This is a genomic window from Streptomyces sp. ADI95-16, assembly GCF_003721495.1.
GTDB lineage: Bacteria > Actinomycetota > Actinomycetes > Streptomycetales > Streptomycetaceae > Streptomyces > Streptomyces goshikiensis.
Map to the genome: position 1 here is coordinate 6199058 of NZ_CP033581.1, position 25738 is coordinate 6224795.

The window sequence follows — 25738 nt, forward strand, 5'->3', positions numbered from 1 at the left end:
CGGGTGTCGTCCGTGATTGCCCCCGTTGCCGTAGCGCGGACGGGTCAGGAGCTGCTGGAGCAGCTGGAGCTGGACGATCCGCAGCTCGAACCGCCGCTGGAGCAGCTGCTGGAGGAGGACCCGCAGCCGGACGACCCCGAAGACCCGCAGCCGGAGCCCGACGAGCCACAGCCGGATCCGGAACTCCCGCCACAGCCGGAGCTCCCGCCGCAGCCGCTGGAGCCGCCGCCGGACCCGCCGTCGACGCTCGCGCACCACACGACCGGCAGCGCGTCGGCGGAGGACGACCCCCACGAGGAGTGGGAGTCGTGGGAACCGGCGGAGCGGGAGCGGTGCTGCCCGGCCTGGGCCGCCGCCAGCCGGGTGCCGCGAGCGGCCGGCACCAGCTGCTCGCGCAGGTACGGGTCACGCAGCCCCCGCAGCCCGAACAGGGCCGTCTGCACGTGCGGGGTCTGGTCCGTCAGATGGGTGGACCGCATCGCGCGCAGCGCCGTCCGCCCCGCCGGGGTGATCCGCCGCTTGGCCCGCGCGGCGGCGGCGACGCCCACGACGAGCCCGCCGATCAGCACGGGGAACACCTTGACGAGGAACGGCAGGTGGAACCCGGGCTCCAGCGCGAACCCGACGAAGGTCAGCACCAGCGAGACCGGCAGCAGGGCCCCGCACAGCGCGGCCTGGGCCAGACCCCAGCGCCGCCACCGCCGCGCGGCGCCGGGCGGGCTGATCAGCCCGCGCTCGGCGAGCGCGTCCCCGATCTCCTGGATCGCGGGGTCGGTCATGGCCGCGTACCGCACCTGGTAGAGCCAGCCGGACGGGGCGTTCGCGTACGCCTGGAGGACGGCGCGCTCGGCGACGTCCACGGCCCGCGCCCCGGGCCGTACCTGCACGATGCCCGGGCCGCCGACCACCATCCGCTGGTCGCCCAGCAGCGAGACGAGCGCGGCGTCGACGACGGCGCCGGGGCCGCCCGCCATGAAGGCGGCCTCGGACAGGTCGAGCGGTGGGTGCGCGGGGCCGCCCGGCGCGGGCCGGGAGCGGCGCAGGCCGCGCAGCAGCAGCACCGTGGAGGTGATGACGGCGATCCAGACCGCCCAGGCGAGGAGGTTCATGCCGCTCTCCCCACGAGGGCCCGGGCCCAGCGCACGATCCGGCGGGGCGGGCGCGTCCCGGCCCGCTCCTGCCACCAGGCGGTGAGCCGGCGCCGGTCGGCGGGGTCCGCCGGCAGCTCCCGGATCAGCAGGTGCTCGGCGAAGTCCAGCGCGTCGCGGCGGTATCCGCCGGTCATGGGGCGGTTGCGGGCGTACGCGAGGAACGCCTCGCGGTACGCCTTCTCGCCGCCCAGGATGCCGGGGAGCTCCGGCGCCACCTTGGCCACGACCCCGGCCCGCTTGGCGGCCAGCGACCGAGACTGCACCCGGATCCGCTGCCGGTCGAAGCCCTCGGGCACCGGCGTCCCCGCCACCAGCGCGGACAGCAGCGCGGCCTGCGCCAGCCCGACCCGGGTCCGCGCGGCGTCCGGCGCGGCGTCCGTCGAGGCGTCCGGCACGGGGTCCGCTGCGGAATCCCGGGAAGGGGCGCGGAGGGAGGCGGAGGGACGGGACCGCGCGGGGTCCAGCACGCCGCGGATCGCCTCCAGCTCCCCGGCGAGCTCGCCCTCCGGGGGGAAGTCGTCGTCCCGCTCCAGCAGCACGCCCGGCGGGTCCACCCGCCGCCGCAGCTGCGCGAGTACGTCCAGCACCACGCCCGGCACGGGGTGCGCGTGGGTGTCGTGCCACACGCCGTCCCGCTCGAACCCGCCCGCGACGTGCACGTACGCCAGCGCCTCCAGCGGGATCGCGTCCAGTACGGCGGCCGGGTCCTCGCCCCGGTTCACCCGGTTCGTGTGCAGGTTCGCCACGTCGATCAGCAGCCGCACCCCGGTGCGCTCGACCAGCTCCGACAGGAACTGGCCCTCCGTCATCTCCTCCCCGGGCCACGAGATCAGCGCGGCGATGTTCTCCAGCGCCAGCGGCACCGGCAGCGCGTCCTGCGCGATCCGCACGTTCTCGCACAGCACGTCCAGCGCGTCCCGGGTCCGCGGCACCGGCAGCAAGTGCCCCGCCTCCAAGGCCGGCGCGGGCGTCGTGGTCCGTACGAACGCGATGTGCTCGGTGACCAGCGGCGCCCCCAGCGCCACCGCCCGCTCGCCGAGCGCGGCCAGCTTCTCCGGGTCGGGCCGGTGCGCGCCGCCGAGACCCAGCGAGACGCCGTGCGGTACGACCCGGACACCGCGCTCGCGCAGCCGCAGCAGCGAAGCCGGCAGATGGCCCGGGCAGATGTTCTCGGCCACGACCTCGACCCAGTCCAGCCCCGGCAGCCGCTCCACGGCGTCCGCGATCTCCGGCCGCCAGCCGATGCCCACCCCCAGGTGTGCCATGGGCTTCATGTCCCCTCGCCCCCCTCATCGGTCCGTGTGCCCATGTCATCGCCACGGCCGGGGCGCGCCAACCACCGCGGCCGGACGTTCAGAGGAACATTTGAGGTTCCGGCGGTCCCGCCCTCACAGCCGGGCCCGCAGCGCCGGATGGTCCGAGACCACCGTGGCGCTGCCGGGCGCGATCTCCGTGAAACCGGCGTCCCGTACGACCGGCAGACCGCTCCCGCTCAGCCGCGCCCACCGCTCGCGCGGGGCCGTCCGTACGGCCAGCCGGAAACCGCAATCCCGCCAGGCGGTCCGCTCCGCGCCGGTCAGCTCCCACCACGCCAGCTGGGCCGCGTGCCCGGCCTGGGCCATCGCCTTGCCTGCGGACATCTCCAGATCCGGGTTCAGCCACAGCACCGCGATCCCGTCCGGCGCCGGAGCGACCGGCTCCGGGTCGTCGAGGTCGGTCCCCGAGACCTGGAGCTTGGCCAGTTCCTTCGGCCACCCGTCGAGCGGGACCGGGGGGAACACCCGTACCTCCGCCGCGTCACCGTGCACCGTGACACCCGGCAGGGTCTCGGCCTTGCGCCACTCCCCGCCGCGCGCCCGCCGGACCACCTTGCGGATCCGCGCGTCCTGCCAGTCGCGGACCGCCCCGGCCCATTCGCCCTCGCCGAGCGCCCGCTCGTCGCTCAGCAGCACCAGCACCGCGCGGGCCGCCGTCTCCAGCGCGTCGGTACGGGCCGGGGGTTCGGCCTTCTCGATCCGCACGACCAGGGGGAGCACGAACTGCGGTGCCTCGTCGCGGGCGATCCGCTCCGGCCGGAACGGACTGTCCGCGCCGACGGCGGGTACCGGGGTGCTGTCGTCGTCGTGATGCGTGTCCGGGCTGCTCATCGCGCTGTTCATCCCCTGCTCATGCCGCTGTTCATCCTCGCAAAGGATGCCAGCCTCCCCCTTCAGGATGATGCCGAGGGGGCTCGGGCCGGGCGAGGATCGAACCCATGAAGAGTGATCTTTTCGCGTCCGAGCACCTCGCCCAGCCGTCCGCCGCCCCGGGCATGACCCTGCAGAACGCCAAGTCCGTGAAGTACACCGTCAACGGTGAAATGCTGGCCCGTCAGGGCTCGATGGTCGCCTTCCGCGGCAACCTCCAGTTCGAGCGCAAGGGCCAGGGCATAGGCGGCATGCTCAAGCGCGCCGTCACCGGTGAGGGCCTGGCGCTGATGTCCGTACGCGGCCAGGGCGACGCGTGGTTCGCGCACCAGGCCGGCAACTGCTTCATCATCGACTTCGAGCCCGGCGACGCCCTGACCATCAACGGCCGCAACGTGCTCTGCTTCGACCCGACCCTGTCCTACGAGATAAAGATGGTGAAGGGCGCCGGCATGACCGGCGGGGGCCTCTTCAACAGCGTCTTCACCGGCACCGGCAAGCTCGCCGTGGTCTGCGACGGCCACCCGATCATCATCCCGGTCACCGCCCAGAACCCGGTCTACGTGGACACGGACGCGGTCGTCGGCTGGAGCGCCCAGCTGGAGACGGGCCTGCACCGCTCCCAGTCCGTCGGCTCGATGATCCGCGGCGGCTCGGGCGAGGCCGTCCAGCTGATGCTGCGCGGCGAGGGCTTCGTCATCGTCCGCCCGAGCGAGCTGACGGAAACCCCGGCCGCGCACTGAACCGGACCCCACCGAAGACGACGGCCGTGCGACGGGACGCCATGCGACTGGACGCCGTGGGACGCCGCTACGGCGTCCGGGGGCCCTGGGTGCTGCGCGGGGTCTCGCTGGAGCTGCCGCCCGGCGCGCTCATCCGCGTCGAAGGACGCAACGGCGGCGGCAAGTCCACGCTGCTGCGGCTCGTGGCCGGCATCGACACCCCGACCGAGGGAAGCATCACCGGCCGCCCGCGCCGCACCGCGTACGTGCCCGAGCGCTTCCCGGCCGTCCTGCCGCTCACCGCGGAGGCCTACCTCGGCCACCTGGGCCGGGTCCACGGGCTGGCGCGCGCCGAGGCCGCGCGCCGGGCGGCGCAGTGGCTGGAGCGGTTCGGCGCGGCCGGGCACGCCCGCACCCCGCTGGCCGAACTGTCCAAGGGGACCAGCCAGAAGGTGGCCGTCGCCCAGGCCCTGCTGGCCGGGCCGGGGCTGCTCGTCCTCGACGAGGCGTGGACCGGGCTCGACGTGCCCGCGCGCGCCGAGCTGGACCGGGCCGTGGCCGAGCGGACCGCCGCCGGGGGCACGGTGCTGTTCGTGGACCACGACCCGGCGCGGCTCGCCGGGGCGCCCGACCGGCACTACCGGGTCGAGGGGGGCGCGTTGGAACCCGTACGGCAGGACGCCGGGCCCGGGCCGCGCGTGCGGATCGAGGCCGCCGGACCGCCCGGCGCCGTCCCGCCTCCCGGCCTGGCGGCCGAGCCCCTGCCCGCCGGGGGGTTCCGGCTGACCGTGCCCGCCGGCCGGTCCGACGCGGTGCTGCGCGAACTGCTCACCGCACGCCCTTCCTGGCACATCCGGAACGTGAGTGACCTGCCGTGACCGCTCTGCTGCGCTATCACGGCGCGCTGTTGCTGCGCTCGCAGCGCTGGCTCGCGCCGGTGCTGCTGTACGCCGCCTTCCTGGCCGTCGGGTTCCGCCCCGGGGATCCCGTACCGGACTCGCTGGGCTACTCGGCCGCCGCGCTGGTCCCGGTGACGGCCTGGCTGGTGCGGATCTGCCTCTCGGTCGAACCCGACGCGGCGCGGGACTGCGCGGCCGCCGCGGCGGGCCCGGTACGGGTGCACGCGGCGGCCCTGCTCACCGGGCTGGGCTGGGGCGCCGGCGCGGGGGGCCTCGGCGCCGTCGCGGTGCTGCTGCTCGGCGGCCGCGAGGGGTCGCAGCTCCCGGCCGCCGCCCTGGCAGGGGCCGCGTCGGTGCTGGTGTGCGCGCTGACGGGCGCGGCCGTGGGCGCGCTGTGCGGGCGGCCGCTGCTGAAGGCCCCCGGGTACGCGGTCGCGGCGGCGGGCCTCGGCAGTCTGCTGGCCCTGGTCACGGCGGGCTCACCGGCCCGGGTGGCGGTCAGCGCACTGGTGGGCGGCTCGGTGGCGCTCCCGCTGGGAGCGCTGGCGGGCGCGGCGGCGCTGGCCTGCGCGGCGGGCGCGGCCGCCTGCCTGGTCGCCGCGCGGCGGGGGTGAGTACGCTCGGGGGCATGGACCAGGCCGAGCCGACCGAGTCGTACTGCCCCGCGCCGGCGGCGCCCGCCCGTGTCGTGGCGGGACCGCCGTACGCGGACTGCCTGGAGTGCGGCGAGCCCACCGAGTACGGGGTCCGGACCGCCGGCGTGGTGCTGTGCCCGGTCTGCGAGTGGCAGGATGCCCAGCGCACCGCCTGCTCCGGCTAGGGCCGAAAGGCCGGCCCTAGGTACCCATGAGCTCGGAGACCTTCACGAAGCGGTAGCCGCGCTTGCGCAGTTCCGGGACGATCGTGCGGATGGCCTCCTCGGTGACGGGCGCCGCGCTGCGGGTGCAGTGCATGACCACCAACGAGCCCGGCTTCACCCCGGCCAGGACCTGCTCGGCCACCGCGTCCGGGTCCTTCGCGAAGGCGTCCCCGCTGACCACGTCCCACTGCACCGCCGTGACCTTGGCCGTGGACAAGGCCCGCAGGGCCTGGTCGTCGTAGCAGCCGCCGGGGAAGCGGAAGTACGGGACGGTGTTGACCGCGCCCGCCTTGCGGAAGGCGTCGAAGGCCCGGTCCACGTCGGCTCGGGCGGCGGCGCCGTCGAGCGTGGGGAGCCCGTAGCAGGGGGACTTGAAGGCGTGGTGGCTGTACGAGTGGTTGGCGATCTCGAAGTTCGGGTCGGTGCCGATGGATTTGGCCTGGTCCGGGTACTCCTCGGCCCAGCGGCCCGTCATGAAGACCGTCGAGGGCACCTTGAGCGCCCGTAGCGTGTCGATCAGCCGGGGGTTGTCGAAGTGCTCCCCGCCCGCCGCGCGCGGTCCCTGATCGGAGGTCATGTCCGCGTCGAAGGTCAGGGCGACGGTCTTCTCGGTCTTCTGCCTGGCCCGCTCGAAGACGGGGGTCAGACCGCCCGGGCCGGGGGCCAGCGTCGGGGCCTTGCCGGGGGCGCCGGCCCGCGGGAGCGCGGAGGCCGGTCCGGCGGCGGGGGCGGGGGCGGAGGCCTGGGCCGACGCGGAGGCGGACGCGGAGGCCGAGGGGGTGGCGGACGCGCCGAGCCGGGCCTGGCCGGCGCCGCCGTTCGAGGGACCGGCGCCGCCCCCGCAGCCGGCGAGGACGGCGCCGAGGGCGCCACTGAGGACGGCCGCGGCCGCCGCTTTGCGCAGGGAAGAGGTCACCTACGCAAAATATATGACTATGTGGCAATCAGACGGGCACGGCACTCCTCCACGTCGAACCGGGCCTCCGGGTACCGCGGACCGATGAGCTCCAGATGCTCCCGCAGCAGGGTGGCGACGGCCCAGTCGCGGTACCACTTGCGGTCCGCGGGGACGACGAACCACGGCGCGGCGTCCGTGGAGCACCGCTCCAGCGCCAGTTCGTAGGCCTCCTGGTACGCGGGCCACAGCGCCCGCTCGTCGATGTCGGACGGGGCGAACTTCCAGTGCTTGGACGGGTCGTCCAGCCTTCGCAGGAGCCGCTCGCGCTGCTTCTCGTAGCTGATGTGGAGGAAGACCTTCACCACGGTCACCCCGTCCCGCGCGAGGGACTCCTCGAACCGGTTGATCTGCGCGTAGCGGTGGTTCACCTCGCTGCGGGACACCAGTTCGCGGACCCGGGCGATCAGCACGTCCTCGTAGTGCGAGCGGTCGAAGACGCCGATCTCGCCCGGCTTCGGGAGGGCGCGGGCGATCCGCCACAGGAAGGGGTGCGACCGCTCCTCGTCCGTGGGCGCCTTGAAGGCCCTGATCCGGCAGCCCGCGGGGTTGAGCGGGCCGGTCACGCGCTTGACCGTGCCGCCCTTGCCGCTGGTGTCCATGCCCTGGAGGACGAGGAGCACCCGGCGGCGGTCGCCCGCGGTGCTCGCGGCGAAGAGCCGCTCCTGGAGGGAGGCGAGGGGCTCCGCCATCCGGGCGATCGCTTCGAGCCCGGCCGCCTTGCGGGCGGGGCCGGCGGGGGTCCCGGCGGGGTCGAAGCGGCGCAGGTCCAGCCGCTCGCCCGCCGGTACGCGCAACAGCTCGCGCAGCGGCGGGTGCGGAGCCTTGTCACGGTGCTTCCCGCCGTGCTTCCCGCCGCGCCCCTTGCCGTGCTTCCCGCCGTGCTTCTCGCCCTCGTCCTTGGCCACCGCAGCCCCCATCCGGGTCGGTTCCCTCCGATCCTGCTACGGATCGGACGGCGCCGCGACGGGAGCTCAGTGCCAGGGACCGGTGACCGCGAAGGTGGTGCCGGGGGAGTAGGCGTTGACGTACATCGTCCGCCGGTCGGGGGAGAAGGTGACCCCCGCGAACTCGCCCCACGCGGGGGCCCCGGGCGCGCCGATGTCGTCGGCGTTGCGGGCGACCGGGTAGACCTCGCCGTCCCGGGTCACGCCGAACACGTACTGCGCCCCGCCGCCGTCCTCGCACACCATCAGGCCGCCGTCGGGGGCCAGGCAGATGTTGTCGGGGGAGTCCCCGGGCAGTTGGACGTCGGTGGCCGGGCCGAAGAGCACGTCCAGCCGGACCGTGCCGCGCCGCGGGTCGTGGAACCACACCTGCCCGTGGTGGTCGGCGCCCGCGCCCTCGCCGCCGCGGGCGTAACTGGAGACGAAGTGGACGCCGCCGTCGCCCCAGTAGCAGCCCTCCAGCTTCTGGGCGTGGGTGATCCCGCCCGGGCCGAAGTCCTGGAAGCGGATGGGGGTCCCGGCGGCCGAGGGGTCGGGTACGGGGACCCACTCCACCGGGAACTCCGCCCCGGGCTCGGCCACCACGGACAGGTCCGGCACCCCGGGGACGCGCAGGGCCTCCAGCGCGCCGCCGGCCCGGAGCGAGCCGGGACCGCCCAGCGGGCGGGCCGGGAGGAACCGGTAGAACAGGCCGAAGGGCTTGACGAAGGCGTCCTCGGTCTCGTAGACGACCCCGCGGTACGGATCGACGGCGACGGCCTCGTGAGCGAACCGGCCCATCGCGGTGAGGGGGACGGCGCCGCAGCGGTACGGGTCGGCGGGGTCCACCTCGAAGACGTACCCGTGGTCCTCGGCGTACCCGGCGTCGCCGCCCGCCCGGTCCTCGGTCTCCTCGCAGCTGAGCCAGGTGTTCCAGGGGGTGCGGCCCCCCGCGCAGTTGACGGCGGTCCCGGCGAGGGCGACGCGCTCGGCGGTGACCCGGCCGGTGGCGTCCAGTTCGAGGAGGGTGCAGCCGCCGAGGGCCCGGGGGTCGTACGTCAGCCCCTCGACGGCGGGTACCCGCAGGGGGGCGGTGACCCGGTTCTCGTGGTTGCGGACGAGGCGGACGCCGTGGCCGGGCGCGCGGAAGGCGGCCATGCCGTCGCAGTTGGCGGGGACGGCGCCCTCACCGGAGCGCAGCGGGGCGCCGGCCCGGGAGAGCACCCGGTACGAGAACCCCGCGGGCAGATCGAGCAGCCGGTCCGGGTCGGGCAGCAGCGGCCCGTACCCCCGGGTGACCGGCGTGGCGCCGGCCGTTCCGGTGAACAGCGCGCCGAGCGCCCCGCCGAACGTGATGCCGGCGGCGGCGAGCAGGCTGCGTCGGGTCACGGACATCGGCAACTCCCAGCACTGGCGCAGGACGTGTGACCGGGCCGTGGTACCACGTGTCCCCGCCCCCGCGCCCCCGACGCGGTCGCACCTGCCGCGCCGTCACCCCACCGGGTGGCGGCGGGGCCGTGATCCGCCCGGGCCCGGCCTGATCCGCCCGGGCCCGGCCCCGGGCCCACGGCCGGGACGGGAGCCCGGGCCGTGGCGGGGCCGGCGGCCGGCCGGGATCAGATCAGCTCGGCGGAGAGCGTGATCGTCGTACCCGTCAGGGCCTGGCTGACCGGGCAGTTCTTCTTGGCGTCCTCGGCGGCGGCGGCGAAGCCCTCGGCGTCCAGGCCGGGGACCTCGGCGCGCACCGTCAGGTGGATGCCGGTGATGCCCTCACCGGGCTGGAAGGTGACGTCGGCCTTGGTCTCCACCCGGGTGGGAGGGGTGCCGGCGCCGTCCAGGCCGTGCGAGAGGGCCATCGAGTAGCAGCTGGAGTGCGCGGCGGCGATCAGCTCTTCCGGGCTGGTCTTGCCGTTGGCGGCCTCGGCGCGCGAGGGCCAGGAGACGTCGAACGAGCCCTGGCCGGAGGAGTCGAGGGTGACGACGCCGGAGCCCTTGAGGAGGTTGCCCTCCCAGTTGGTGTGGGCGGTACGCGTGGTGGCCATGGTGGATCCCTTCGCAGAAGTGGCAACGGCCGGGCCGCCCGTACCGGAACCCTGCGGATCCGTACGGGCGATCGGCCCGGCGTCCCCAAACCTACTGGGACACCAGCGGCTTCGCGTCGCGTGCCAGCGCGGTGAGCCGCGATATGGCGCGGAAGTACTTCTTGCGGTAGCCGCCGTTCAGCATCTCTTCACTGAACAGCCGGTCGAAGGGGACCCCCGACGCCAGTACCGGCACCTCGCGGTCGTACAGCCGGTCCGCCAGGACGACCAGCCGCAGCGCCGTCGACTGGTCCGGGACGGGGCCGACGTCCGTCAGGCAGACGGCGGATATCCCGTCCGTCAGGGCCCCGTAGCGGCTCGGGTGCACCTGGGCCAGGTGCTCCAGCAGGCCGGGGAAGTCGTCCAGGCTCGCGCCCGGGGTCGCGTACGCGGCCTTGGCGACCTGCTCGTCCGAGAACGGGGCCGGGGCCTCGGGCAGGCCTCGGTGGCGGTAGTCCTGGCCGTCGATGCGCAGCGGCCGGAAGTGCGCCGACAGCCCCTGGATCTCGCGGAGGAAGTCGGCGGCGGCGAAGCGGCCCTCACCGAGCTTGCCGGGCAGCGTGTTGGAGGTCGCGGCGAGCGCCACGCCCTGCTCGACCAGCCGGCTCAGCAGCGAGGACACCAGCACGGTGTCGCCCGGGTCGTCCAGCTCGAACTCGTCGATGCACAGCAGCCGGTGCTCGCCCAGGGTCCGCACGGTCTGCTGGAAGCCGAGCGCGCCGACCAGGTTGGTCAGCTCCACGAAGGTGCCGAAGGCCTTCAGCGCGGGCTCCGCCGGGGTGGCGTGCCACAGGGAGGCCAGCAGGTGGGTCTTGCCGACGCCGTAGCCGCCGTCGAGGTACACCCCGCGCGGGCCGGCCGCCGGGGCCGCGGGCTTGCGGCCGAACCAGCGCCGCTTGCCGGAGCCGCTCGCGTGCGCCCCGCCCAGACCGGCCGCGAAGCCGCTCAGCACGGTGACGGCCTCGGCCTGGCTCGGCTGGGTGGGGTCCGGGTCGTACGTGTCGAAGCGCACCGAGTCGAAACGCGGCGGCGGCACCATCTCGGCGACCAGGCGCTCGGCGGGCACGTGCGGCGCGCGGGCGCACAGGGCGAGCGGGCCCGCTTCGGTTATCGGCGGCTGCCCACCGGCGGGACCAGAGGTCGAGAGAGAGGTTGACACAGCCCTTAACTCTACGGGGCGTGTCAGACTGCACCGATGCGACGCCTGTTCCCTGTGACCGATCAGACATCGGCGACCCAGCCCCCCGCGCCCCAGGGCGACCGGGAGTGGTCGCTGGACGAGCTCGCGGAGGCCTACGCGTACCCCCCGCTCGCCGAGGACGCCCACTGGCTGCGGGCGAACATGGTCTCCACCCTCGACGGGGCCGCCCAGCACGAGGGGCGCTCCCAGCCCATCTCCGGCGAGAGCGACATGCGCATCTTCGGAACCCTGCGGGCCCTGGCCGATGTGGTGGTCGTCGGTGCGGAAACGGTTCGCCAGGAGGGCTACCGCCCGGCCCGGGCCCGGGCGGACTTCGCGGCCCGCCGCGAGGCCGCCGGCCAGGGCCCCGCCCCCGCCATCGCGGTGATCACCGCCAGCATGGACCTGGACTTCTCGCTGCCGCTGTACACCAGCCCGCTCGTACCCACCCTGGTGCTCACCGGCTCCGCCGCCCCCTCCGACCGGGTGGCCGCCGCCACCGCGGCCGGGGCCGAGGTGGTCGTCGCCGGTGACGGGGCCGCCGTGGATCCCGCCCGGGCCGTACGGGAACTCGCGCTGCGGGGCATGCGGCGCCAGCTCACCGAGGGCGGGCCCCGGCTGCTGGGCCAGTTCGTGGCCGCCGACGCGCTCGACGAGCTGTGCCTGACGATCTCCCCGATGCTCACGGCGGGGGACGCCCAGCGCATCTCCGGGGGCCCCTCCGTCGCCGTTCCGCACCGGCTGGCGGCCGCCTCCGTACTGGAAGAGGCCGGGTTCCTCTTCACGAGCTACCGTCGGATCTGAGAAGCGGCGGAATTCACCGTTCCGCTTAGCTTCCACTGGGCACATATACCTGCGCGGCTCCGTGTGACAGCGGGGCAGGATGGTTTCCGCAGGGGCCGGCCGACCGGCCTCGGCCCATGAAGGAGAGGGCGTCCGTGTTCACGAGCGTATTGATGATCGAGCAGCCGCTCACCCCGGTCGACGTGGACTTCGTCACCACCCTCCACGGAGACGACCAGGTCTCCTTCGTCGTCCTCATGCGGCCCCGGGGCGACCAGGACCGACTGCTGCGCGCCATCGACGACGTGGCGCTCGGCGAACTGCCCGAGGCCCTCCACGAGCGCGACGAACCGGAGGGCGAGGCCGCCCGCGGCCCCGCTGAGCAGGCCCTGGAGCACTCCCTGGCCGCCCTGCGCAGGAAGGGCGCCACGGCCGTCGGGCAGATCATCGAGCAGCACCCCCTCGACAGACTCAAGACCGTCGTCGAGGAGACGGGCGCCGACGAAGTGATCGTTCTGACCGCCCCGCACTTCGTGGAGGAGTTCTTCCACCGGGACTGGGCCTCCCGGGCGCGGCACAAGGTCGGCGTTCCGGTGCTCAAGCTCTTCGCCCACAACGAATAGGCTGACGTCCGACACCCCCACCCGGGTGCCGAGCAAGACCGCGACACTTTTCCGACGTACCGACCCGCACCTGGGGGAGAACCCGTATGACGCCGCCCGGCCTGCCGACCGCCATGGAACGACCGCACTTCATCGGCATCGGCGGCGCCGGTATGTCCGGCATCGCGAAGATCCTCGCCCAGCGCGGCGCCGAGGTCGCCGGCAGTGACGCCCGTGACTCCGAGACCGCCCAGGCGCTGCGTGCCCACGGCGCCACGGTCCACATCGGCCACGCCGCCGCTCACCTCGCCGCCGACTCCACCTGCGTGGTCGTCTCCAGCGCCATCCGCTCCGACAACCCGGAGCTGGCCCGCGCCGCCGAGCTCGGCATCCCCGTGGTGCACCGCTCCGACGCCCTCGCGGGCCTGATGGACGGCCTGCGTCCGATCGCCGTCGCCGGTACGCACGGCAAGACCACCACCACCTCGATGCTGGCGGTGTCCCTCTCGGCCCTGGGCCTGGACCCCTCGTACGCCATCGGCGGCGACCTGGACGCCCCCGGCTCCAACGCCCACCACGGCGAGGGCGACATCTTCGTGGCCGAGGCGGACGAGAGCGACCGCAGCTTCCACAAGTACACCCCGCAGGTCGCGATCATCCTGAACGCGGAGCTCGACCACCACGCGAACTACGCGTCGATGGAGGAGATCTACGAGTCGTTCGAGACCTTCGTCGCCAAGGTCGTCCCCGGCGGCACCCTGGTCGTCGCCCACGGTCAGGCGGGCGCCGCCGAGATCGCCGCCCGGGTCGCCGGGAACGAGGGGCTGCGCGTCGTCACGTACGGCGAGGAAGAGGCCGCCGACGTCCGGATCACGAAGATCACCCCGCGCGGTCTCACCAGCGAGGTCACCGTGGTCATCGACGGCCGGATGCTCACCTTCACCGTCTCGGTCCCCGGCCGCCACTACGCGCACAACGCCGTCGCCGCCCTCGCGGCCGGTGTCGCGCTCGGCATCCCGGCGCACAACCTGGCCTCCGCCCTCGGCAAGTACACCGGGGTCAAGCGCCGCCTCCAGCTCAAGGGCGAGGCGGCCGGCGTACAGGTCATCGACTCCTACGCGCACCACCCGACCGAGATGAGCGCCGACCTGGAGGCCATCCGCGGCGCCGCCGGGGACTCCCGCATCCTGGTCGTCTTCCAGCCGCACCTGTTCTCCCGCACCCAGGAACTCGGCAAGGAGATGGGCCAGGCCCTCGCCCTCGCCGACTCGGCACTGGTCCTGGACATCTACCCGGCCCGCGAGGACCCGATCCCCGGGATCACCAGCGAGATCATCATCGCCTCGGCGCGCGCCGCCGGCGCCGACGTGACCGCCGAGCACGAGAAGGACGCCGTCGCCGACGTGATCGCGGGAATGGCGAAGCCGGGCGATCTCGTTCTCACCATGGGCGCGGGCGACGTCACGGACCTCGGTCCGCAGATCCTCGCCCGCCTGTCGAGCTGACGGCCAGAGGGAGCGGGAGAGTCATGTCGTACGAGGTTCAGAAGACGGACGAGCAGTGGCAGGCGGAGCTGACCCCGTCCGAGTACCAGGTGCTGCGCCTCGCGGGCACCGAGCCGGCCTTCCGCGGTGAGTACACGGACACCAAGCAGGAGGGCGTCTACTCCTGCCGCGGCTGCGGGTCCGAGCTGTTCCGCTCCACGGAGAAGTTCGAGTCGCACTGCGGCTGGCCGTCCTTCTTCGACCCGAAGGACACCGACGCGGTGGAGCTGATCGCGGACACCTCGCACGGCATGGTCCGTACCGAGGTCCGCTGCGCGAAGTGCGGCTCCCACCTCGGTCACGTGTTCGAGGGCGAGGGCTACCCGACCCCCACCGACCAGCGCTACTGCATCAACTCCATCTCGCTGCGGCTCACCCCCACCGAGGGCTGACCCGGCCGCCGTCCCGCCCGAGCCCGGCCCGGCCGGCCCGGGGGCCTCACCGAGGCCCCCGGCCCCGGATCAGGCCGAGCTCGGCGAACATCGCACGGCACCAGGACAGGGCCGTGTCGAGGTCGCCCCACTGGAGCTCCCCGGGATCCAGGTACGGGAACACGTACGGGTCCCTGACCTCGCCGGGCAGGTCCCCGGGCCGGCAGGTGTACGGGGGCCTGCCGTAGCTCGCCGCCTTGAACGCGGCGGCGGTCGCGGCGTCCTGCCCGTCCCACACGGCGAGCCACAGCCGGCGCAGCATCGCCGGATGGGCCACGGCGAAGATCAGCCGCCCCACGTCCAGCGGCTCGCCCGGTGTGATCACCCGGGCCACCCCCGAGTACACCGCGTCCTCCCCGGCCCGGGCCGTGAACCCGGACCAGATCTCCACCCCGTGCCCGGCCTCGATCAGCGCCGCGCACAGGGCGGCCAGCGCCAGGCCCCGGTTGCGGACCGAGCCGTGGGGCGTCTCGTGGGAGTACGCCGCCGGGATCAGGAACGTGACCACCTTGCCCCGCCGCGACACCCGCCGGGGCACCGAGTCCACCATGCACTCCGGCTCCCCGGCCAGGTAGGCGCCGATGTCCACCTCGCTGCCGGTGACGTCCCACACCGGCTCCAGCGACATCACCGGCGCCCCCAGCCCCGCCCGCTCGCGCAGCGCGCCGACCGTGATCCGCTGCTCCTGGAGCGGCAGGTGCCAGCCGTCGACGGCGAGGCGCAGCGCCTCCTCCCAGGTCGCCCCCGCCCACTCGGCCGTGCCGTGGCGCCCGTCGCCGTCCGGGATGCTCTCCGGGGCCCGGGCCGCATCGAGGAACTCCTGCCAGGACAGCATGGGCGCCAGCACCCGCTCCGTCATCCGAAGGACTCCGGCCGCGCGTCCTGCGGCTCCCGCTGCCGCTCCCGCCCCGGTGCGTCCAGCCCCAGCGCCGAGCGGTGGGCCGCCGACAGCCCGCGCGTCACCCGCCACTCCAGCACCTGCGCCACCGTCGCGCCCGCTTCGAGCAGCCGGGCGCCGTCGATGCCGGCCCGCGGCGAGAACGTCAGCGGCAGCCGCTTCTCGGCGGCCACCGCGCGCAGCCGCCGCACCTCCTTCAGCAGCGCCCGGGCCTCCTCCCGCCTGGAAGGGGCGCCCGCCAGCACCAGCCGGTACTCCAGCCGCTGGTCGATCGGCACGTCGATCACGACGAAGCGGTCCAGCGTGGCCGCGTCCAGCGCCTGCCGCCCCACGTACTGGTGGTCGCCGCCGTGACCGTAGGTGTTGCCCGTGGCGACCAGCCGGAAGTCCTCGTGCGCGGTCACCATCCCGTCGGCGAACGCGCAGGTGCGCAGTGCCAGCGCCTGGTTGAGCTCGCCGAGCAGCCCCGGATGGCCGTTGTCCAGCTCGTCCAGCAGCATCAGGCCACCGTGCTCGAACGCCCGCCGGAACGGGGTGTCGTGGTAGTGCCCGTGCGCGTCGAAGTACCCGAACACCTTGCTCATCGGGGTGGTCGGCCCCAGCGACAGGGCCTGGAGCTCCAGCCCCAGCGCGTCCGCCGCGTGCTTGGCCAGCATCGACTTGCCGGTGCCCGCCGGCCCGACGAGGAGCACGTGGCACCGCGCGTGCAGGGCGGTCAGCAGCTCCGGCAGCGCCCGGTGGGTCGCGGCCCGCACCCGGACCGCCCGCCGCCCCGGCAGCGACACCTCGATCACGGCCGGAGTGGCCTCGGCGTACGCCTTCGCCACCTCCTCGCGCACGGCCCGCAGCAGCTCCGGCCGGGCGGCCAGCAGCGCCTCCTGCGCCGCGTCCGAGGCGAGGGCGTGGACCAGGCCCTCGTGCTCCGCGAGCCGCGCGGCCAGCTCGGCGCCGACGGCCTCGGCCGCGGCCCGCTCCAGCCCGCGCCTCCGCGCCTCCTCCACGGCGGCCCGCGCCGCCCGCGCGGCCTGCCCGCCGGTGTGCTCCGCCACCTCCCGTACGAGCCGGGCCCGTTCCCCGTCGAGGGCGGCGGCCACCGCCCGCGAGAGCGCCGCCCGCTCCCAGCCGGCGAACACGTCCTGGGCCACCCGGCCCGCCAGCCTCTCCACCTCGGATCGCACCTTGGCCCGCATCGCGGACTCCCCCCTGAATCGCGGCGACGTCCGCCATTCATGCCCACGGAGCGGCCCCGTCACCCCCACCGTCACCCACCGGGGTCGCGCCGTCGAGGCGGCCCGTCAGCGCCCGGTGCGGTGTCCGGTGCGGCGACCGGCCCCGGAAGCGGGGAGAGTTCGGGCCACCTCGGCGGCGGGGGCTTCCGTTTTCCAGCTGTACGGCGCAGTGTCACGCGGGCAATGCCGACCGGTACCCCGCGACCGCTGTCCTTGGGTCGCCCCTCGACACCCCCTCACCCCGCAGAGGTCGACACCCATGGCAGAACTCAATCGCCGCAGGTTCCTGCAGATCGCGGGCGGCACCGCCGCCGTCGCGATGCTCAACGAGAGCATCGCGCGCGCGGCCGCCATTCCGGCGCAGGGCAGCACCGGGACGATCCAGGACATCGAGCACATCGTCGTCCTGATGCAGGAGAACCGTTCGTTCGACCAGTACTTCGGCGCGATGAAGGGCGTCCGGGGCTTCGGAGACCCGCGCCCGGTCCTCCAGGACAACGGCAAGTCCGTCTTCCACCAGTCCAACGGGACGAAGGACGTCCTCCCCTTCAATCCACAGGTCAACGACCTGGGCATGAAGTTCCTGGCGGGCCTGAACCACGACTGGGCCGGCGGCCACGCGGCCTACAACAACGGCAAGTACGACAAGTGGGTCCCGGCCAAGACGGCCACCACCATGGCGTACATGACGCGGAACGACATCCCGTTCCACTACGCGCTCGCCGACGCCTTCACGATCTGCGACGCCTACCACTGCTCCTTCATCGGAGCCACCGACCCGAACCGCTACTACATGTGGACGGGCCACACGGGCAACGACGGCACCGGCGGCGGCCCGGTCCTCGGCAACCAGGAGGCCGGCTACGGCTGGAAGACCTACCCGGAGCGCCTGGAGGCGGCCGGGGTCTCCTGGAAGATCTACCAGGACATCGGCGACGGCCTGGACGCGGCCGGCTCGTGGGGCTGGATCAGCGACGCCTTCCGCGGCAACTACGGCGACAACTCGCTGCTGTACTTCAACAACTACCGCAATGCCCAGCCGGGCAGCGCGCTGTACGAGAAGGCCCGGACGGGCACCAACGCCAAGGCGGGCGAGGGCTACTTCGACAAGCTCCGCGCGGACGTGGTGAACGGCACGCTGCCCCAGGTGTCGTGGATCGCGGCCCCCGAGGCGTTCAGCGAGCACCCGAACTGGCCGACGAACTTCGGCGCCTGGTACATATCGCAGGTCCTGGACGCGCTGACCGCGAACCCGGCGGTGTGGGCGAAGACGGCCTTCTTCATCACCTACGACGAGAACGACGGCTTCTTCGACCACGTGGTGCCGCCGTACCCGCCGGCGTCCGCCGCGTGGGGCCTGTCGACGGCCGACGTCACGAAGGACCTCTACGCCGGGGGCGGCGGCTACGCGGCCGGCCCGTACGGCCTCGGCCCGCGCGTCCCGATGATCGTGGTCTCCCCGTGGAGCAAGGGCGGCTACGTCTGCTCCGAGACGTTCGACCACACCTCGGTGATCCGCTTCATGGAGAAGCGCTTCGGCGTGCGGGAGCCCAACATCTCGCCGTGGCGCCGCGCGGTCTGCGGCGACCTGACCTCGGCGTTCGACTTCCAGCGGGCGGACGCGTCGCCCGCGGCCCTCCCGTCCACCGCGGGCTACGTCCCGCCGGACCACAACACCCACCCGTCCTACGTCCCGACCCCGCCGGCGACGGGCACCCTGCCCAGGCAGGAGGCGGGCTCCAAGCGGACGCGCGCGCTGGGCTACGCGCCGTACGCGGACGGCAAGGCCACGCCCTCCACCGGCCAGTTCACCCTGACCTTCTCCTCCGGCCCGGCCCTCGGCGCCCACTTCCACAGCACCTCGGGCAACCGTACGGACGGCCCCTGGCCCTACACGGTCGAGGCGGGCAAGACCCTCTCGGACACCTGGAGCACCAGCGCCTCCACCGGCAACCAGATCAACCTCACGGTGTGGGGCCCGAACGGCTTCCTGCGGACCTGGAAGGGCCCGGCGAAGAAGGCCGGCCCAGAGGTCACCGCCCGCCACGACGCGGCCACCGGCAACCTGACCCTGACGCTGACCAACTCCGGCTCGGCGGCGGTCAACCTGACGGTGTCCAACGCCTACGGCGGCGCCGCCAAGACCCTCCGCCTCGCGGCGGGCGGCACGGCCACGTACACGGCGGACCTGCGCGGGACGGGCCGCTGGTACGACGTCAAGGTCGTCTCCGACACGGACACCACCTTCCTCCGCCGCTTCGCGGGCCACGTGGAAACGGGCGCCCCGGGCATCTCCGACCCGGCGATCAAGACCGTCTGATCGCACTCCCAGGGGTGAAGAGCCCCGGGTTCCGCGCCCGCGAGGTTAACGCTTGCATTAACCTCGCGGGCGCGGCCCAATGGGAAGTGATCCTCGTCGCTGAGGTCGCGACGTGGTTCGAGACGCTGACCGAGTCGGACTGGGACAGCGCCGAACAGGTGGAAGACGCGGTGGAAGCCCTCGCGATGTTCGGGCCGACGCTCGGACGGCCGCTGGTGGACCGCATCAAGGGGTCGGACCAGCACCACATGAAGGAGCTGAGACCCGGCTCCTCGGGTGGCAGCGAGATCAGGATCCTGTTCGCGTTCGACCCGATCCGTCGTGCCGTGCTGCTCGTGGCGGGGGACAAGGCGGGAAACTGGCAGGGCTGGTACGAAGCGAACATCCCGCTCGCGGAGAAGCGCTACCAGGCCCATATCGCCGAGCTGGAGACCAGGGAGTACGAATGAGCGCCGTCGGCTGGGAGGAAGTCAAGCGCCAGGTGTATGAGCGCCGCGCGGCGGCCGGACTGCCGGTGCGGTCGGCCGCCGAGAAGCGGGCCGCCATGGACCGGCTGGTCGCCGAGGTCCGGGCGTACCGGCTCGCGGAGATCCGGCAGCAGCAGGCGCTGACGCAGAAGGACGTGGCCGAGACGATGGGCGTCTCCGCCCCTCGGGTGTCGGCGATCGAGAACGGTGAGACCGACCGCACCGAGGTGGCCACCCTGCGCTCGTACGTCGAGGCCCTCGGAGGGCGGCTCCGGGTCGTGGCGGACTTCGGCGACGCCGAGTACACGGTGGCCTGAAGGAGGCCGGGGCGGCCGGCCGGCACGGGCCGGTGTGACGTACGGCGTCGGTTCGCTCCGCTCCCGTCACGACGGGGCGGCGCCTGCGCCAACTGGGGCTCCGTGCCGCACTACTTGGACCCGCTGGAGTTCTCGTCCGCCTTCCTCGACGAGGCGTCGGTGGCCGTCGTCGCGGAGGCCGAGGCGCCCCTCGGGGGCGGGTACGAAAAAACCCCCGGGTCGCGAGGGGACCTCGCGACCCGGGGGATCAGGGTGAGTGACGGGACTTGAACCCGCGGCCACCTGGACCACAACCAGGTGCTCTACCAACTGAGCTACACCCACCACGAAGGGCGGCGTACCGCCCGTTCGATGTGCATGCACAGCATAGCTGATCAGAGGGGTGCTCCTGCCACGCGTTATCCGGCGGAGCGGCTCGCGGCCAGGGTGGCGGCGAGGCGTCCGGCGACCCCGTCCGCGCGGCGGGCGGCGTGCGCGACGGCAGCCGTCGCCAGCGCCTTGACCACCGGGTGCGGCCGGGTCCCGTCGCCCGCCAGCTCCGGCTGGAACAGCGTGGCCAGGAAGAACGGGTGCCCCGGCAGCTCCGCCATCCGGACCTGCCCGTCCTCGTCGTGCCCCGACAGCCGCAGCCCCCGCGCGGTGAGCGCGGGCAGGTGCCGGGGCGCCGGGCCGTAGTCGCAGTGGTAGCGCTCCATGGACCGTTCGGCGCCGAGCGCCGACTCGGCGAGCGATCCGGGCTCGGCCCGTACCAGCCCCTCGTGCCCGACGAGGGAACAGGCGAGCGGCGCGATCAGCGGGTCCTCCGCCCCGGGGTCGTTCTCCGCGTGCGCGGCCCCCGTCAGCCCGCACACGCCGCGGGCGTACTCCAGCAGGGCGTGCTGGAAGCCGCCGCAGGTGCCGAGGAAGGGGATGCCCTCCTCCCGCGCCACCCGGATCGCGGCGAGCGCCCCCGCCTCGCTGGCGTACGGGCTGCCGGGCAGCACCCACACCGCGTCGAACCCGGCCAGCGCGCCGGCGGCGGCCTCGGCCGTCGCCTGCGCGGTCGGGATCCAGTACGCGTCCAGGACCAGCCCGTCGCGGGAGGCGAGGGCGTCGAGGAGCAGCGGGATCCGGGTGTGGGACTTCACGTGCGGCGAGCGGTCGCCGACGAGGGCGATACGGGCGATACGCGAGGTAAGGGAGGTAAGGGAGGGTGTGGTGGTCATGTGGATCATCCTGGGGGCGGAGTCCACTTCAGCACCAACGATTGTTCCTGGATGATCCATAAGCAGATCTGATCGCGCCGCCCTCAGTGTTTCAGGGCGGCCTTCGTCGCCACGATGATCAGGCCGAGCACGAGGTTGACGACCCCCTCCGCCGCCAGCTGGCGGCGGGTGGCCCCGGCACGGGAAGCGCCCAGGCACGCCCACAGGACCTGCTGCGCCACCGCCACCCCCATCGCCAGCCACGCCGTCCCCGCGTAGTCCAGCCCCAGCAGCCCGCTACAGGCCACCGCCACCGCCGGCAGCAAGGCGGCCTCGAAGATCGGCCACTCGTGCAGCGCCACCCGCCGGATCTCCCGCCCGCTCCACGGCTGCCCGACCAGCCGTTCCCCCGCCAGTTGCGCGTAGACGTGCGTCGCCCAGAACACCACGCCCGTGACCAGCAGCAGCAGGATCAGCTGGAGCCTCGGATACGCGCCCACCGTACTGGCGGTGGCCACCACCGAGGTGGCGAGCAGGGAGCCGTACACGGCTCCGGCGGAGTCGGTCCTGACGCGGCGCCGGGGCGGGTCGCTGGGAGTGCTCACCGCTTCACGATAGGGACGCGGGCACCCGCCGGGGCCCCGGCGCGCCCGGGCTCGCGCCGGTGGCACGCTGACGCCATGGATCCGCACCTGCTCCGCACCTTCGTCACCGTCGCCCGCCTCTCCTCCTTCTCCGGCGCCGCCCGCGAGCTCGGCTACACCCAGTCCGCCGTCTCGCAGCACATCGCCGCGCTGGAGGGCGACCTGCGCACCGAGCTGCTCACCCGGCGGCCCGTGGAGCCGACCCCGGCCGGGGCGCGGCTGCTGGAGCACGCCGGGCCGCTGTTGCTGCGGCTCGACGCGGCCCGGGCCGACGTGCTGCGGCTGGCCGCCGCGCCGCCCGGGCGGATCACGCTCGCCGCGTCCCCGCTCGCCGTCGGCCCCGGGCTGCTCGCGGCGCTGCCCGCCACCGGCGTCACCCTGCGGGTGCTGCCGCCGGCCGAGGTGCCCGCCGCCGTCGCCACCGGGGACTGCGACCTCGGGCTCGTCGACGGCCCGGCCGCGCCGAGCGATCCGCTGCGGCTGCCCGACGTGGCCCCGCTGGTGGTGGCGGGCGTGGCGGAGGAGGAGCTGGCCGTACTGCTGCCCGCCGGGCATCCGCTGGCCGGGCGGGACGCCGTCCGGCTGGAGGACCTGGCCGACGCGCGCTGGCTCGACGCCCCCGGGGTGGCGCCGCTGCCGCACGCGGTCCGCACCGCGCCCGCCCTGCGCTACGAGGGCACCGACCTTCGGACCCTGTGCGCCCTCGCCGCCGCCGGCCACGGCCTGGCCCTGCTGCCGGGCCGGGTGGCGCGGACGGCGGGCGCGGGCGTCGCCGTACCCCTGCTCTCGCCGCGCCTGGTGCACCGTACGGAACTGCTCGCGCCCGCGACTTTGTCCGGCGCGGCCGCTGCGCTGGCCGTACGCCTCGGGGCAGGATCCCCGTATGGACCATGAACCCGCCCGGCCCGCCGCGCCCACAGGGACTTCCGAGCCCGAACCGTTCACCACCGCCGACTACGCCGCCCGGATGGCGGCCGCCGCCGAAGCCGCCGCCGACGCGGGGCTGGCGGGGCTGCTGATCGCCCCCGGGCCGGACCTCGCCCACCTCACCGGCTACCGCCCGACCGCCGAGACCGAGCGGCTCACCCTGCTCGTCCTGGCCGCCGGGCGGGACCCGGTGCTCGTGGTGCCGGCGCTGGAGGCCCCCGACGCCGCGAAGGCCCCGGGCGCCGGGGCGCTGGCCCTGCGCGACTGGACCGACGGAAAGAGCCCGTACGCGGTGACCGCCCCGCTGCTGGAGGCGGCCGGCCGCTTCGGGGTCAGCGACAACACCTGGTCACTGCACCTGCTCTCGCTCCAGCGGGAGTTGCCCACCACCTCGTACGTCCCGCTCACCGACGCCCTGCCGATGCTGCGCGCCGTCAAGGACGAGCGGGAGCTGGCCCGGCTCGCGGCGGCCGGAGCCGCCGCCGACGCGGCGTACGCGCAGATCCTGCACCTTCCGTTCGCCGACCGCCGGGAGAGCGACGTCGCCGCCGACCTGGCCGGGCTGCTGCGCGTACACGGCCATTCCCAGGTCGACTTCACGGTCGTCGGCTCCGGCCCCAACGGCGCCAACCCGCACCACGAGGCCGGGGACCGGGTCATCCGGCGCGGCGACATGGTGGTGCTCGACTTCGGCGGCCTGAAGGACGGCTACGGCTCCGACATCTCCCGCACCGTCCACGTCGGCGAACCCGACGCCGAGGAGCAGCGCGTCCACGACATCGTCCGCGAGGCCCAGCAGGCGGGGGTGGCGGCCGTCCGGCCGGGCGTCTCCTGCCAGGAGGTCGACCGGGCGGCCCGCGCGGTGATCACCGAGTTCGGCTACGGCGACCGCTTCATCCACCGCACCGGGCACGGCATCGGCGTCACCACCCACGAGCCGCCGTACATGGTGGAGGGCGAGGAGCGGCCGATGGTGCCCGGGATGTGCTTCTCCGTGGAGCCGGGCATCTACCTGCCCGGACGGTTCGGGGTCCGCATCGAGGACATCGTCACGGTGACCGCCGACGGCGGGCTGCGCCTGAACAACGCCCCGCGCGAACTGGCCCTCGTCGACTAGGGCCTGTCGGTTCGCGGGCTCAGGCGCCCGCGATGAGCAGGCGGTAGCCGTAGTCCACGCTCTCCTGCGCCAGCAGGCCGGCGTGGCGGCGCCGCCACTCGCCGGACTCCAGGTCGGCGCGGAGCCGGGCGATCCCCGGCTCCACGGCGGCCGGTCCGAGCGTCGCGAGGGTGGAGCTCGCGGCCCGGACGACCGGGTCGAGGCAGGACTCGGGGCGGCGCCAGTGGGCGACCTGGAAGCCGTCCGTCACCTGGGACGGCTCCACGGCCGTCACCTCCCGGTCGGCGGGCTCGTAGGAGCCCGCCCCGGCACCGACGTTGACGACGGTCCGGGCGTCCCCGAGGGCCCCGTCGATCAGCGCGGCCAGCCGGGGATCGGGGCACCGGACCTTCCGGTAGCCGATCCCGATGCGGTCGTAGACGGCCGGCGATCCGCCGGCGGCAGTGGATTGCACCGGCCCAGCCCATCAGCCGAGGAAGCCGGGGGCAAGACCGTTCGCCTCCGGCCGAGCGGCGCGGGGGTCAGGGCCCGAGGACCACCGCCGACTCGCCCGGTACGTGGATCCGCCCGTTCGGGCCGGGGTGTTCGAGGGGTTCCCAGGAGGCCAGGACCCGGACCCCGTTGCGGCCGAGCGCGATGGTTGCGGGCTCGGCGGACAGGTTGACCACGATACGAAGGTCCCCGCGCCGGAAGGTCAGCCAGCGGCGTGCCTCGTCGAAGGCCACCCGGACCGCCGCGAGGTCCGGGTCGCGCAGATCGGGGTGGGTGCGGCGGAGCGCGACGAGGGTGCGGTACCAGGCCAGCAGACGGGCGTGCGGCTCCTGCCCGGGCTCGTCCCAGTCCAGCCGGGAGCGGTCCCGGGTGGCGGGGTCCTGCGGGTCCGGGATCTCCTCCGCCTTCCAGCCGTGCGCGGCGAACTCCCTTCGCCGGCCGGTGCGCACCGCCTCGGCGAGCTCCGGATCGGGGTGGTCGGTGAAGTACTGCCACGGCGTGCCGGCGCCCCACTCCTCGCCCATGAACAGCATCGGCACGAACGGCCCGGTCAGCGCCACCGTGGCGGCGCAGGCCAGCAGCCCGGGGGAGAGCGAGGCGGAGAGCCGGTCGCCCAGCGCCCGGTTGCCGATCTGGTCGTGGGTCTGGGTGTAGCCGACGAAGCGGTGCGCGGGCGTCCGGCGGCGGTCGACGGGGCGGCCGTGACTGCGGCCCCGGAAGGAGGACCAGGTCCCGTCGTGGAAGAAGGCCCGGGTCAGGGTCTTGGTGAGGGCGGCGAGCGGGGCCTCGGCGAAGTCGGCGTAGTAGGCCTGGGACTCGCCGGTCAGCGCGCAGTGCAGGGCGTGGTGGAAGTCGTCGTTCCACTGCGCGTGCAGGCCCGGCCCGCCGGCGGCGCGCGGGGTGGTGGTGCGCGGGTCGCAGCGGTCCGACTCGGCGATCAGGAACAGCGGCCGGCCGGTCTCCGCCGCCAGCTCGTCCACGGCCGCCGCGAGCTCTTCCAGGAAGGTCAGCGCCCGCCCGTCGGCCAGCGCGTGTACGGCGTCCAGCCGGAGCCCGTCGATCCGGTAGTCCCGCAGCCAGGCCAGGGCGCTGTCCAGGAAGTACGCCCGCACCTCGTCGGAGCCGGGCGCGTCCAGGTTCACCGCCGCGCCCCAGGGGGTGTGGTGGGCATCGGTGAAGTAGGGGCCGAAGGCCGGGAGGTGGTTGCCGGAGGGGCCGAGGTGGTTGTGGACCACGTCCAGCACCACCCCCAGCCCGGCGGTGTGCGCCGCGTCCACGAACCGGGCCAGGCCCGCCGGGCCGCCGTACGGCTCGTGCACCGCCCAGGGCGCGATCCCGTCGTAGCCCCAGCCGTGCCGGCCGGGGAACGGGCAGACCGGCATCAGCTCCACGTGGGTGACGCCGAGCGCGGTCAGGTGCGGGAGGCGGGCGGCGGCCGCGTCGAAGGTGCCCTCGGGGGTGAAGGTGCCGATGTGGAGCTCGTACAGGACGGCGTCCTGGAGCGGGACCCGCGGCGGCTCGGCCGTCGGGCGGAGCGCGTCGAGGTCCACCACCGCGCTGAGTCCGTCGGGGCCGTCGGGCAGCCGCCGCCCGCGCGGGTCGGGCCGTACGGGGCCCGCGCCGGCGGGGGCGTCCCCGTCGCCCCGGGTTCCGAGGACGAATCCGTACCGGTCCCCGTCGGCGGCCGGGGCCTCCACGGTCCACCAGCCCTCGCGGCCTGGGCCCGCCGGGTCGGGCGCCATCTCGTACGCGGCGCCGTTCAGCCGCAGCGCGACCCGGTCTGTCAGCGGTGCCCACACCTCGAATTGCACGGACGGTCCCCTC

General features: G+C 74.4%; 27 protein-coding genes and 1 tRNA gene. 13 read left to right on the forward strand and 15 right to left on the reverse strand.

Going from position 1 to position 25738, the window contains the following annotated elements; all coding sequences use genetic code 11:
- Positions 1-44: 44 nt before the first annotated feature.
- The 3 genes from EES41_RS27725 to EES41_RS27735 all read right to left on the reverse strand — a co-directional run bounded on the left by EES41_RS27725 (position 45) and on the right by EES41_RS27735 (position 3298).
- Positions 45-1109, reverse strand: coding sequence for a TIGR04222 domain-containing membrane protein (locus EES41_RS27725; protein ID WP_123080775.1), 1065 nt, complete (start codon positions 1107-1109; stop codon positions 45-47).
- Positions 1106-2416, reverse strand: coding sequence for a DUF692 domain-containing protein (locus EES41_RS27730; RefSeq protein WP_123082731.1), 1311 nt, complete (start codon positions 2414-2416; stop codon positions 1106-1108). The genes EES41_RS27725 and EES41_RS27730 overlap by 4 nt, the downstream gene beginning before the upstream one ends.
- Positions 2417-2539: 123 nt before the next feature.
- Entirely contained in the window at positions 2540-3298 is a 759-nt protein-coding gene (locus EES41_RS27735; RefSeq protein WP_123082732.1) for an aminoacyl-tRNA hydrolase, read from the reverse strand.
- Positions 3299-3405: 107 nt separating this feature from the next.
- Between EES41_RS27735 and EES41_RS27740 the strand changes: the two genes are divergently transcribed.
- From EES41_RS27740 to EES41_RS27755, 4 genes are read left to right on the forward strand one after another with little or no spacing between them, the layout of a single operon-like run.
- A complete protein-coding gene (locus EES41_RS27740; RefSeq protein ID WP_123080776.1) occupies positions 3406-4080 on the forward strand; it encodes an AIM24 family protein in 675 nt (224 codons plus the stop codon).
- Positions 4081-4121: 41 nt separating this feature from the next.
- Positions 4122-4937: an ATP-binding cassette domain-containing protein gene (locus EES41_RS27745; protein ID WP_123080777.1), complete on the forward strand. Its 816-nt coding sequence runs from the start codon at positions 4122-4124 to the stop codon at positions 4935-4937.
- Complete coding sequence (locus tag EES41_RS27750) at positions 4934-5572, forward strand: ABC transporter (RefSeq protein WP_123080778.1); 639 nt, start codon at positions 4934-4936, stop codon at positions 5570-5572. Before EES41_RS27745 ends, EES41_RS27750 begins: the two co-directional genes overlap by 4 nt.
- A 14-nt stretch (positions 5573-5586) precedes the next feature.
- The gene (locus EES41_RS27755) at positions 5587-5778 is read left to right on the forward strand and encodes a hypothetical protein (RefSeq protein WP_123080779.1); all 192 of its coding nucleotides are present in this window, start codon (positions 5587-5589) and stop codon (positions 5776-5778) included.
- 16 nt (positions 5779-5794) lie between these two features.
- Here the strand turns inward: EES41_RS27755 and EES41_RS27760 are convergent, their stop codons facing one another.
- From EES41_RS27760 to zapE, 5 genes are all read right to left on the reverse strand, one after another.
- The gene (locus EES41_RS27760) at positions 5795-6733 is read right to left on the reverse strand and encodes a polysaccharide deacetylase family protein (RefSeq protein WP_254211584.1); all 939 of its coding nucleotides are present in this window, start codon (positions 6731-6733) and stop codon (positions 5795-5797) included.
- A 17-nt stretch (positions 6734-6750) separates the two neighbouring features.
- Positions 6751-7692 (reverse strand): PPK2 family polyphosphate kinase, encoded by a 942-nt coding sequence (locus tag EES41_RS27765; protein WP_123080780.1) that lies wholly within the window; start codon positions 7690-7692, stop codon positions 6751-6753.
- Between the two features lie 54 nt (positions 7693-7746).
- The gene (locus EES41_RS27770) at positions 7747-9093 is read right to left on the reverse strand and encodes an alkaline phosphatase PhoX (protein ID WP_123080781.1); all 1347 of its coding nucleotides are present in this window, start codon (positions 9091-9093) and stop codon (positions 7747-7749) included.
- A 221-nt stretch (positions 9094-9314) separates the two neighbouring features.
- Entirely contained in the window at positions 9315-9740 is a 426-nt protein-coding gene (locus EES41_RS27775) for an OsmC family protein (RefSeq protein WP_123080782.1), read from the reverse strand.
- A gap of 91 nt (positions 9741-9831) precedes the next feature.
- Entirely contained in the window at positions 9832-10938 is a 1107-nt protein-coding gene (zapE, locus tag EES41_RS27780) for a cell division protein ZapE (RefSeq protein WP_123080783.1), read from the reverse strand.
- A gap of 36 nt (positions 10939-10974) precedes the next feature.
- Between zapE and EES41_RS27785 the strand changes: the two genes are divergently transcribed.
- The 4 genes from EES41_RS27785 (at position 10975) to msrB (ending at position 14280) form a co-directional block, all read left to right on the forward strand.
- Positions 10975-11763 (forward strand): pyrimidine reductase family protein, encoded by a 789-nt coding sequence (locus EES41_RS27785; RefSeq protein ID WP_123080784.1) that lies wholly within the window; start codon positions 10975-10977, stop codon positions 11761-11763.
- Between the two features lie 134 nt (positions 11764-11897).
- Complete coding sequence (locus tag EES41_RS27790) at positions 11898-12365, forward strand: indole-3-glycerol phosphate synthase (RefSeq protein WP_123080785.1); 468 nt, start codon at positions 11898-11900, stop codon at positions 12363-12365.
- Between the two features lie 86 nt (positions 12366-12451).
- Positions 12452-13849 (forward strand): UDP-N-acetylmuramate--L-alanine ligase, encoded by a 1398-nt coding sequence (gene murC, locus EES41_RS27795; protein WP_123080786.1) that lies wholly within the window; start codon positions 12452-12454, stop codon positions 13847-13849.
- A 23-nt stretch (positions 13850-13872) separates the two neighbouring features.
- Entirely contained in the window at positions 13873-14280 is a 408-nt protein-coding gene (gene msrB, locus EES41_RS27800; protein ID WP_123080787.1) for a peptide-methionine (R)-S-oxide reductase MsrB, read from the forward strand.
- A 46-nt stretch (positions 14281-14326) separates the two neighbouring features.
- Here the strand turns inward: msrB and EES41_RS27805 are convergent, their stop codons facing one another.
- On the reverse strand, positions 14327-15178 hold the full coding sequence (locus EES41_RS27805; protein ID WP_164495958.1) for a hypothetical protein: 852 nt from the start codon (positions 15176-15178) through the stop codon (positions 14327-14329).
- A complete protein-coding gene (locus EES41_RS27810) occupies positions 15175-16407 on the reverse strand; it encodes an AAA family ATPase (protein ID WP_123080789.1) in 1233 nt (410 codons plus the stop codon). The genes EES41_RS27805 and EES41_RS27810 overlap by 4 nt, the downstream gene beginning before the upstream one ends.
- A gap of 298 nt (positions 16408-16705) precedes the next feature.
- Between EES41_RS27810 and EES41_RS27815 the strand changes: the two genes are divergently transcribed.
- The 3 genes from EES41_RS27815 (at position 16706) to EES41_RS27825 (ending at position 19550) form a co-directional block, all read left to right on the forward strand.
- Positions 16706-18766 carry a phosphocholine-specific phospholipase C gene (locus EES41_RS27815; protein WP_123080790.1) on the forward strand — a complete coding sequence of 687 codons (2061 nt, stop codon included), beginning with the start codon at positions 16706-16708 and terminating at the stop codon, positions 18764-18766.
- A gap of 86 nt (positions 18767-18852) precedes the next feature.
- Positions 18853-19215, forward strand: coding sequence for a type II toxin-antitoxin system RelE/ParE family toxin (locus EES41_RS27820; RefSeq protein WP_123080791.1), 363 nt, complete (start codon positions 18853-18855; stop codon positions 19213-19215).
- The gene (locus tag EES41_RS27825) at positions 19212-19550 is read left to right on the forward strand and encodes an XRE family transcriptional regulator (RefSeq protein WP_123080792.1); all 339 of its coding nucleotides are present in this window, start codon (positions 19212-19214) and stop codon (positions 19548-19550) included. The genes EES41_RS27820 and EES41_RS27825 overlap by 4 nt, the downstream gene beginning before the upstream one ends.
- Positions 19551-19801: 251 nt before the next feature.
- Here EES41_RS27825 and EES41_RS27830 read toward each other — a convergent pair.
- The 3 genes from EES41_RS27830 to EES41_RS27840 all read right to left on the reverse strand — a co-directional run bounded on the left by EES41_RS27830 (position 19802) and on the right by EES41_RS27840 (position 21339).
- Positions 19802-19874 (reverse strand) — tRNA-His (locus tag EES41_RS27830).
- Between the two features lie 74 nt (positions 19875-19948).
- Positions 19949-20755, reverse strand: coding sequence for a hypothetical protein (locus EES41_RS27835; RefSeq protein ID WP_123082734.1), 807 nt, complete (start codon positions 20753-20755; stop codon positions 19949-19951).
- 83 nt (positions 20756-20838) lie between these two features.
- A complete protein-coding gene (locus EES41_RS27840; RefSeq protein WP_123080793.1) occupies positions 20839-21339 on the reverse strand; it encodes a hypothetical protein in 501 nt (166 codons plus the stop codon).
- Between the two features lie 75 nt (positions 21340-21414).
- Here EES41_RS27840 and EES41_RS27845 point away from each other — a divergent pair, with 75 nt between their 5' ends.
- A complete protein-coding gene (locus EES41_RS27845) occupies positions 21415-22272 on the forward strand; it encodes a LysR family transcriptional regulator (protein WP_123080794.1) in 858 nt (285 codons plus the stop codon).
- Positions 22262-23422, forward strand: a complete 1161-nt coding sequence (locus EES41_RS27850) for an aminopeptidase P family protein (RefSeq protein WP_123080795.1) — start codon at positions 22262-22264, stop codon at positions 23420-23422. The genes EES41_RS27845 and EES41_RS27850 overlap by 11 nt, the downstream gene beginning before the upstream one ends.
- Positions 23423-23441: 19 nt before the next feature.
- Here EES41_RS27850 and EES41_RS27855 read toward each other — a convergent pair whose 3' ends face one another.
- Together EES41_RS27855 and treZ are read right to left on the reverse strand one after the other, a co-directional pair.
- Positions 23442-23876 (reverse strand): hypothetical protein, encoded by a 435-nt coding sequence (locus tag EES41_RS27855; protein WP_123080796.1) that lies wholly within the window; start codon positions 23874-23876, stop codon positions 23442-23444.
- A 67-nt stretch (positions 23877-23943) separates the two neighbouring features.
- Entirely contained in the window at positions 23944-25725 is a 1782-nt protein-coding gene (gene treZ / locus EES41_RS27860) for a malto-oligosyltrehalose trehalohydrolase (protein ID WP_123080797.1), read from the reverse strand.
- Positions 25726-25738: the final 13 nt, after the last annotated feature.

Coding starts and splice junctions, on each gene's coding strand:
- murC (WP_123080786.1), top strand. CDS start 12,452: ATGACGCCGCCCGGCCTGCCGACCGCCATGGAACGACCGCACTTCATC.
- EES41_RS27775 (WP_123080782.1), bottom strand. CDS start 9,740: ATGGCCACCACGCGTACCGCCCACACCAACTGGGAGGGCAACCTCCTC.
- EES41_RS27755 (WP_123080779.1), top strand. CDS start 5,587: ATGGACCAGGCCGAGCCGACCGAGTCGTACTGCCCCGCGCCGGCGGCG.
- EES41_RS27770 (WP_123080781.1), bottom strand. CDS start 9,093: ATGTCCGTGACCCGACGCAGCCTGCTCGCCGCCGCCGGCATCACGTTC.
- EES41_RS27805 (WP_164495958.1), bottom strand. CDS start 15,178: ATGACGGAGCGGGTGCTGGCGCCCATGCTGTCCTGGCAGGAGTTCCTC.
- EES41_RS27725 (WP_123080775.1), bottom strand. CDS start 1,109: ATGAACCTCCTCGCCTGGGCGGTCTGGATCGCCGTCATCACCTCCACG.
- msrB (WP_123080787.1), top strand. CDS start 13,873: ATGTCGTACGAGGTTCAGAAGACGGACGAGCAGTGGCAGGCGGAGCTG.
- EES41_RS27845 (WP_123080794.1), top strand. CDS start 21,415: ATGGATCCGCACCTGCTCCGCACCTTCGTCACCGTCGCCCGCCTCTCC.
- EES41_RS27815 (WP_123080790.1), top strand. CDS start 16,706: ATGGCAGAACTCAATCGCCGCAGGTTCCTGCAGATCGCGGGCGGCACC.
- EES41_RS27810 (WP_123080789.1), bottom strand. CDS start 16,407: ATGCGGGCCAAGGTGCGATCCGAGGTGGAGAGGCTGGCGGGCCGGGTG.
- EES41_RS27730 (WP_123082731.1), bottom strand. CDS start 2,416: ATGGCACACCTGGGGGTGGGCATCGGCTGGCGGCCGGAGATCGCGGAC.
- EES41_RS27745 (WP_123080777.1), top strand. CDS start 4,122: ATGCGACTGGACGCCGTGGGACGCCGCTACGGCGTCCGGGGGCCCTGG.
- EES41_RS27740 (WP_123080776.1), top strand. CDS start 3,406: ATGAAGAGTGATCTTTTCGCGTCCGAGCACCTCGCCCAGCCGTCCGCC.
- EES41_RS27765 (WP_123080780.1), bottom strand. CDS start 7,692: ATGGGGGCTGCGGTGGCCAAGGACGAGGGCGAGAAGCACGGCGGGAAG.
- EES41_RS27835 (WP_123082734.1), bottom strand. CDS start 20,755: ATGACCACCACACCCTCCCTTACCTCCCTTACCTCGCGTATCGCCCGT.
- EES41_RS27825 (WP_123080792.1), top strand. CDS start 19,212: ATGAGCGCCGTCGGCTGGGAGGAAGTCAAGCGCCAGGTGTATGAGCGC.
- EES41_RS27785 (WP_123080784.1), top strand. CDS start 10,975: ATGCGACGCCTGTTCCCTGTGACCGATCAGACATCGGCGACCCAGCCC.
- EES41_RS27850 (WP_123080795.1), top strand. CDS start 22,262: ATGGACCATGAACCCGCCCGGCCCGCCGCGCCCACAGGGACTTCCGAG.
- EES41_RS27735 (WP_123082732.1), bottom strand. CDS start 3,298: ATGAGCAGCCCGGACACGCATCACGACGACGACAGCACCCCGGTACCC.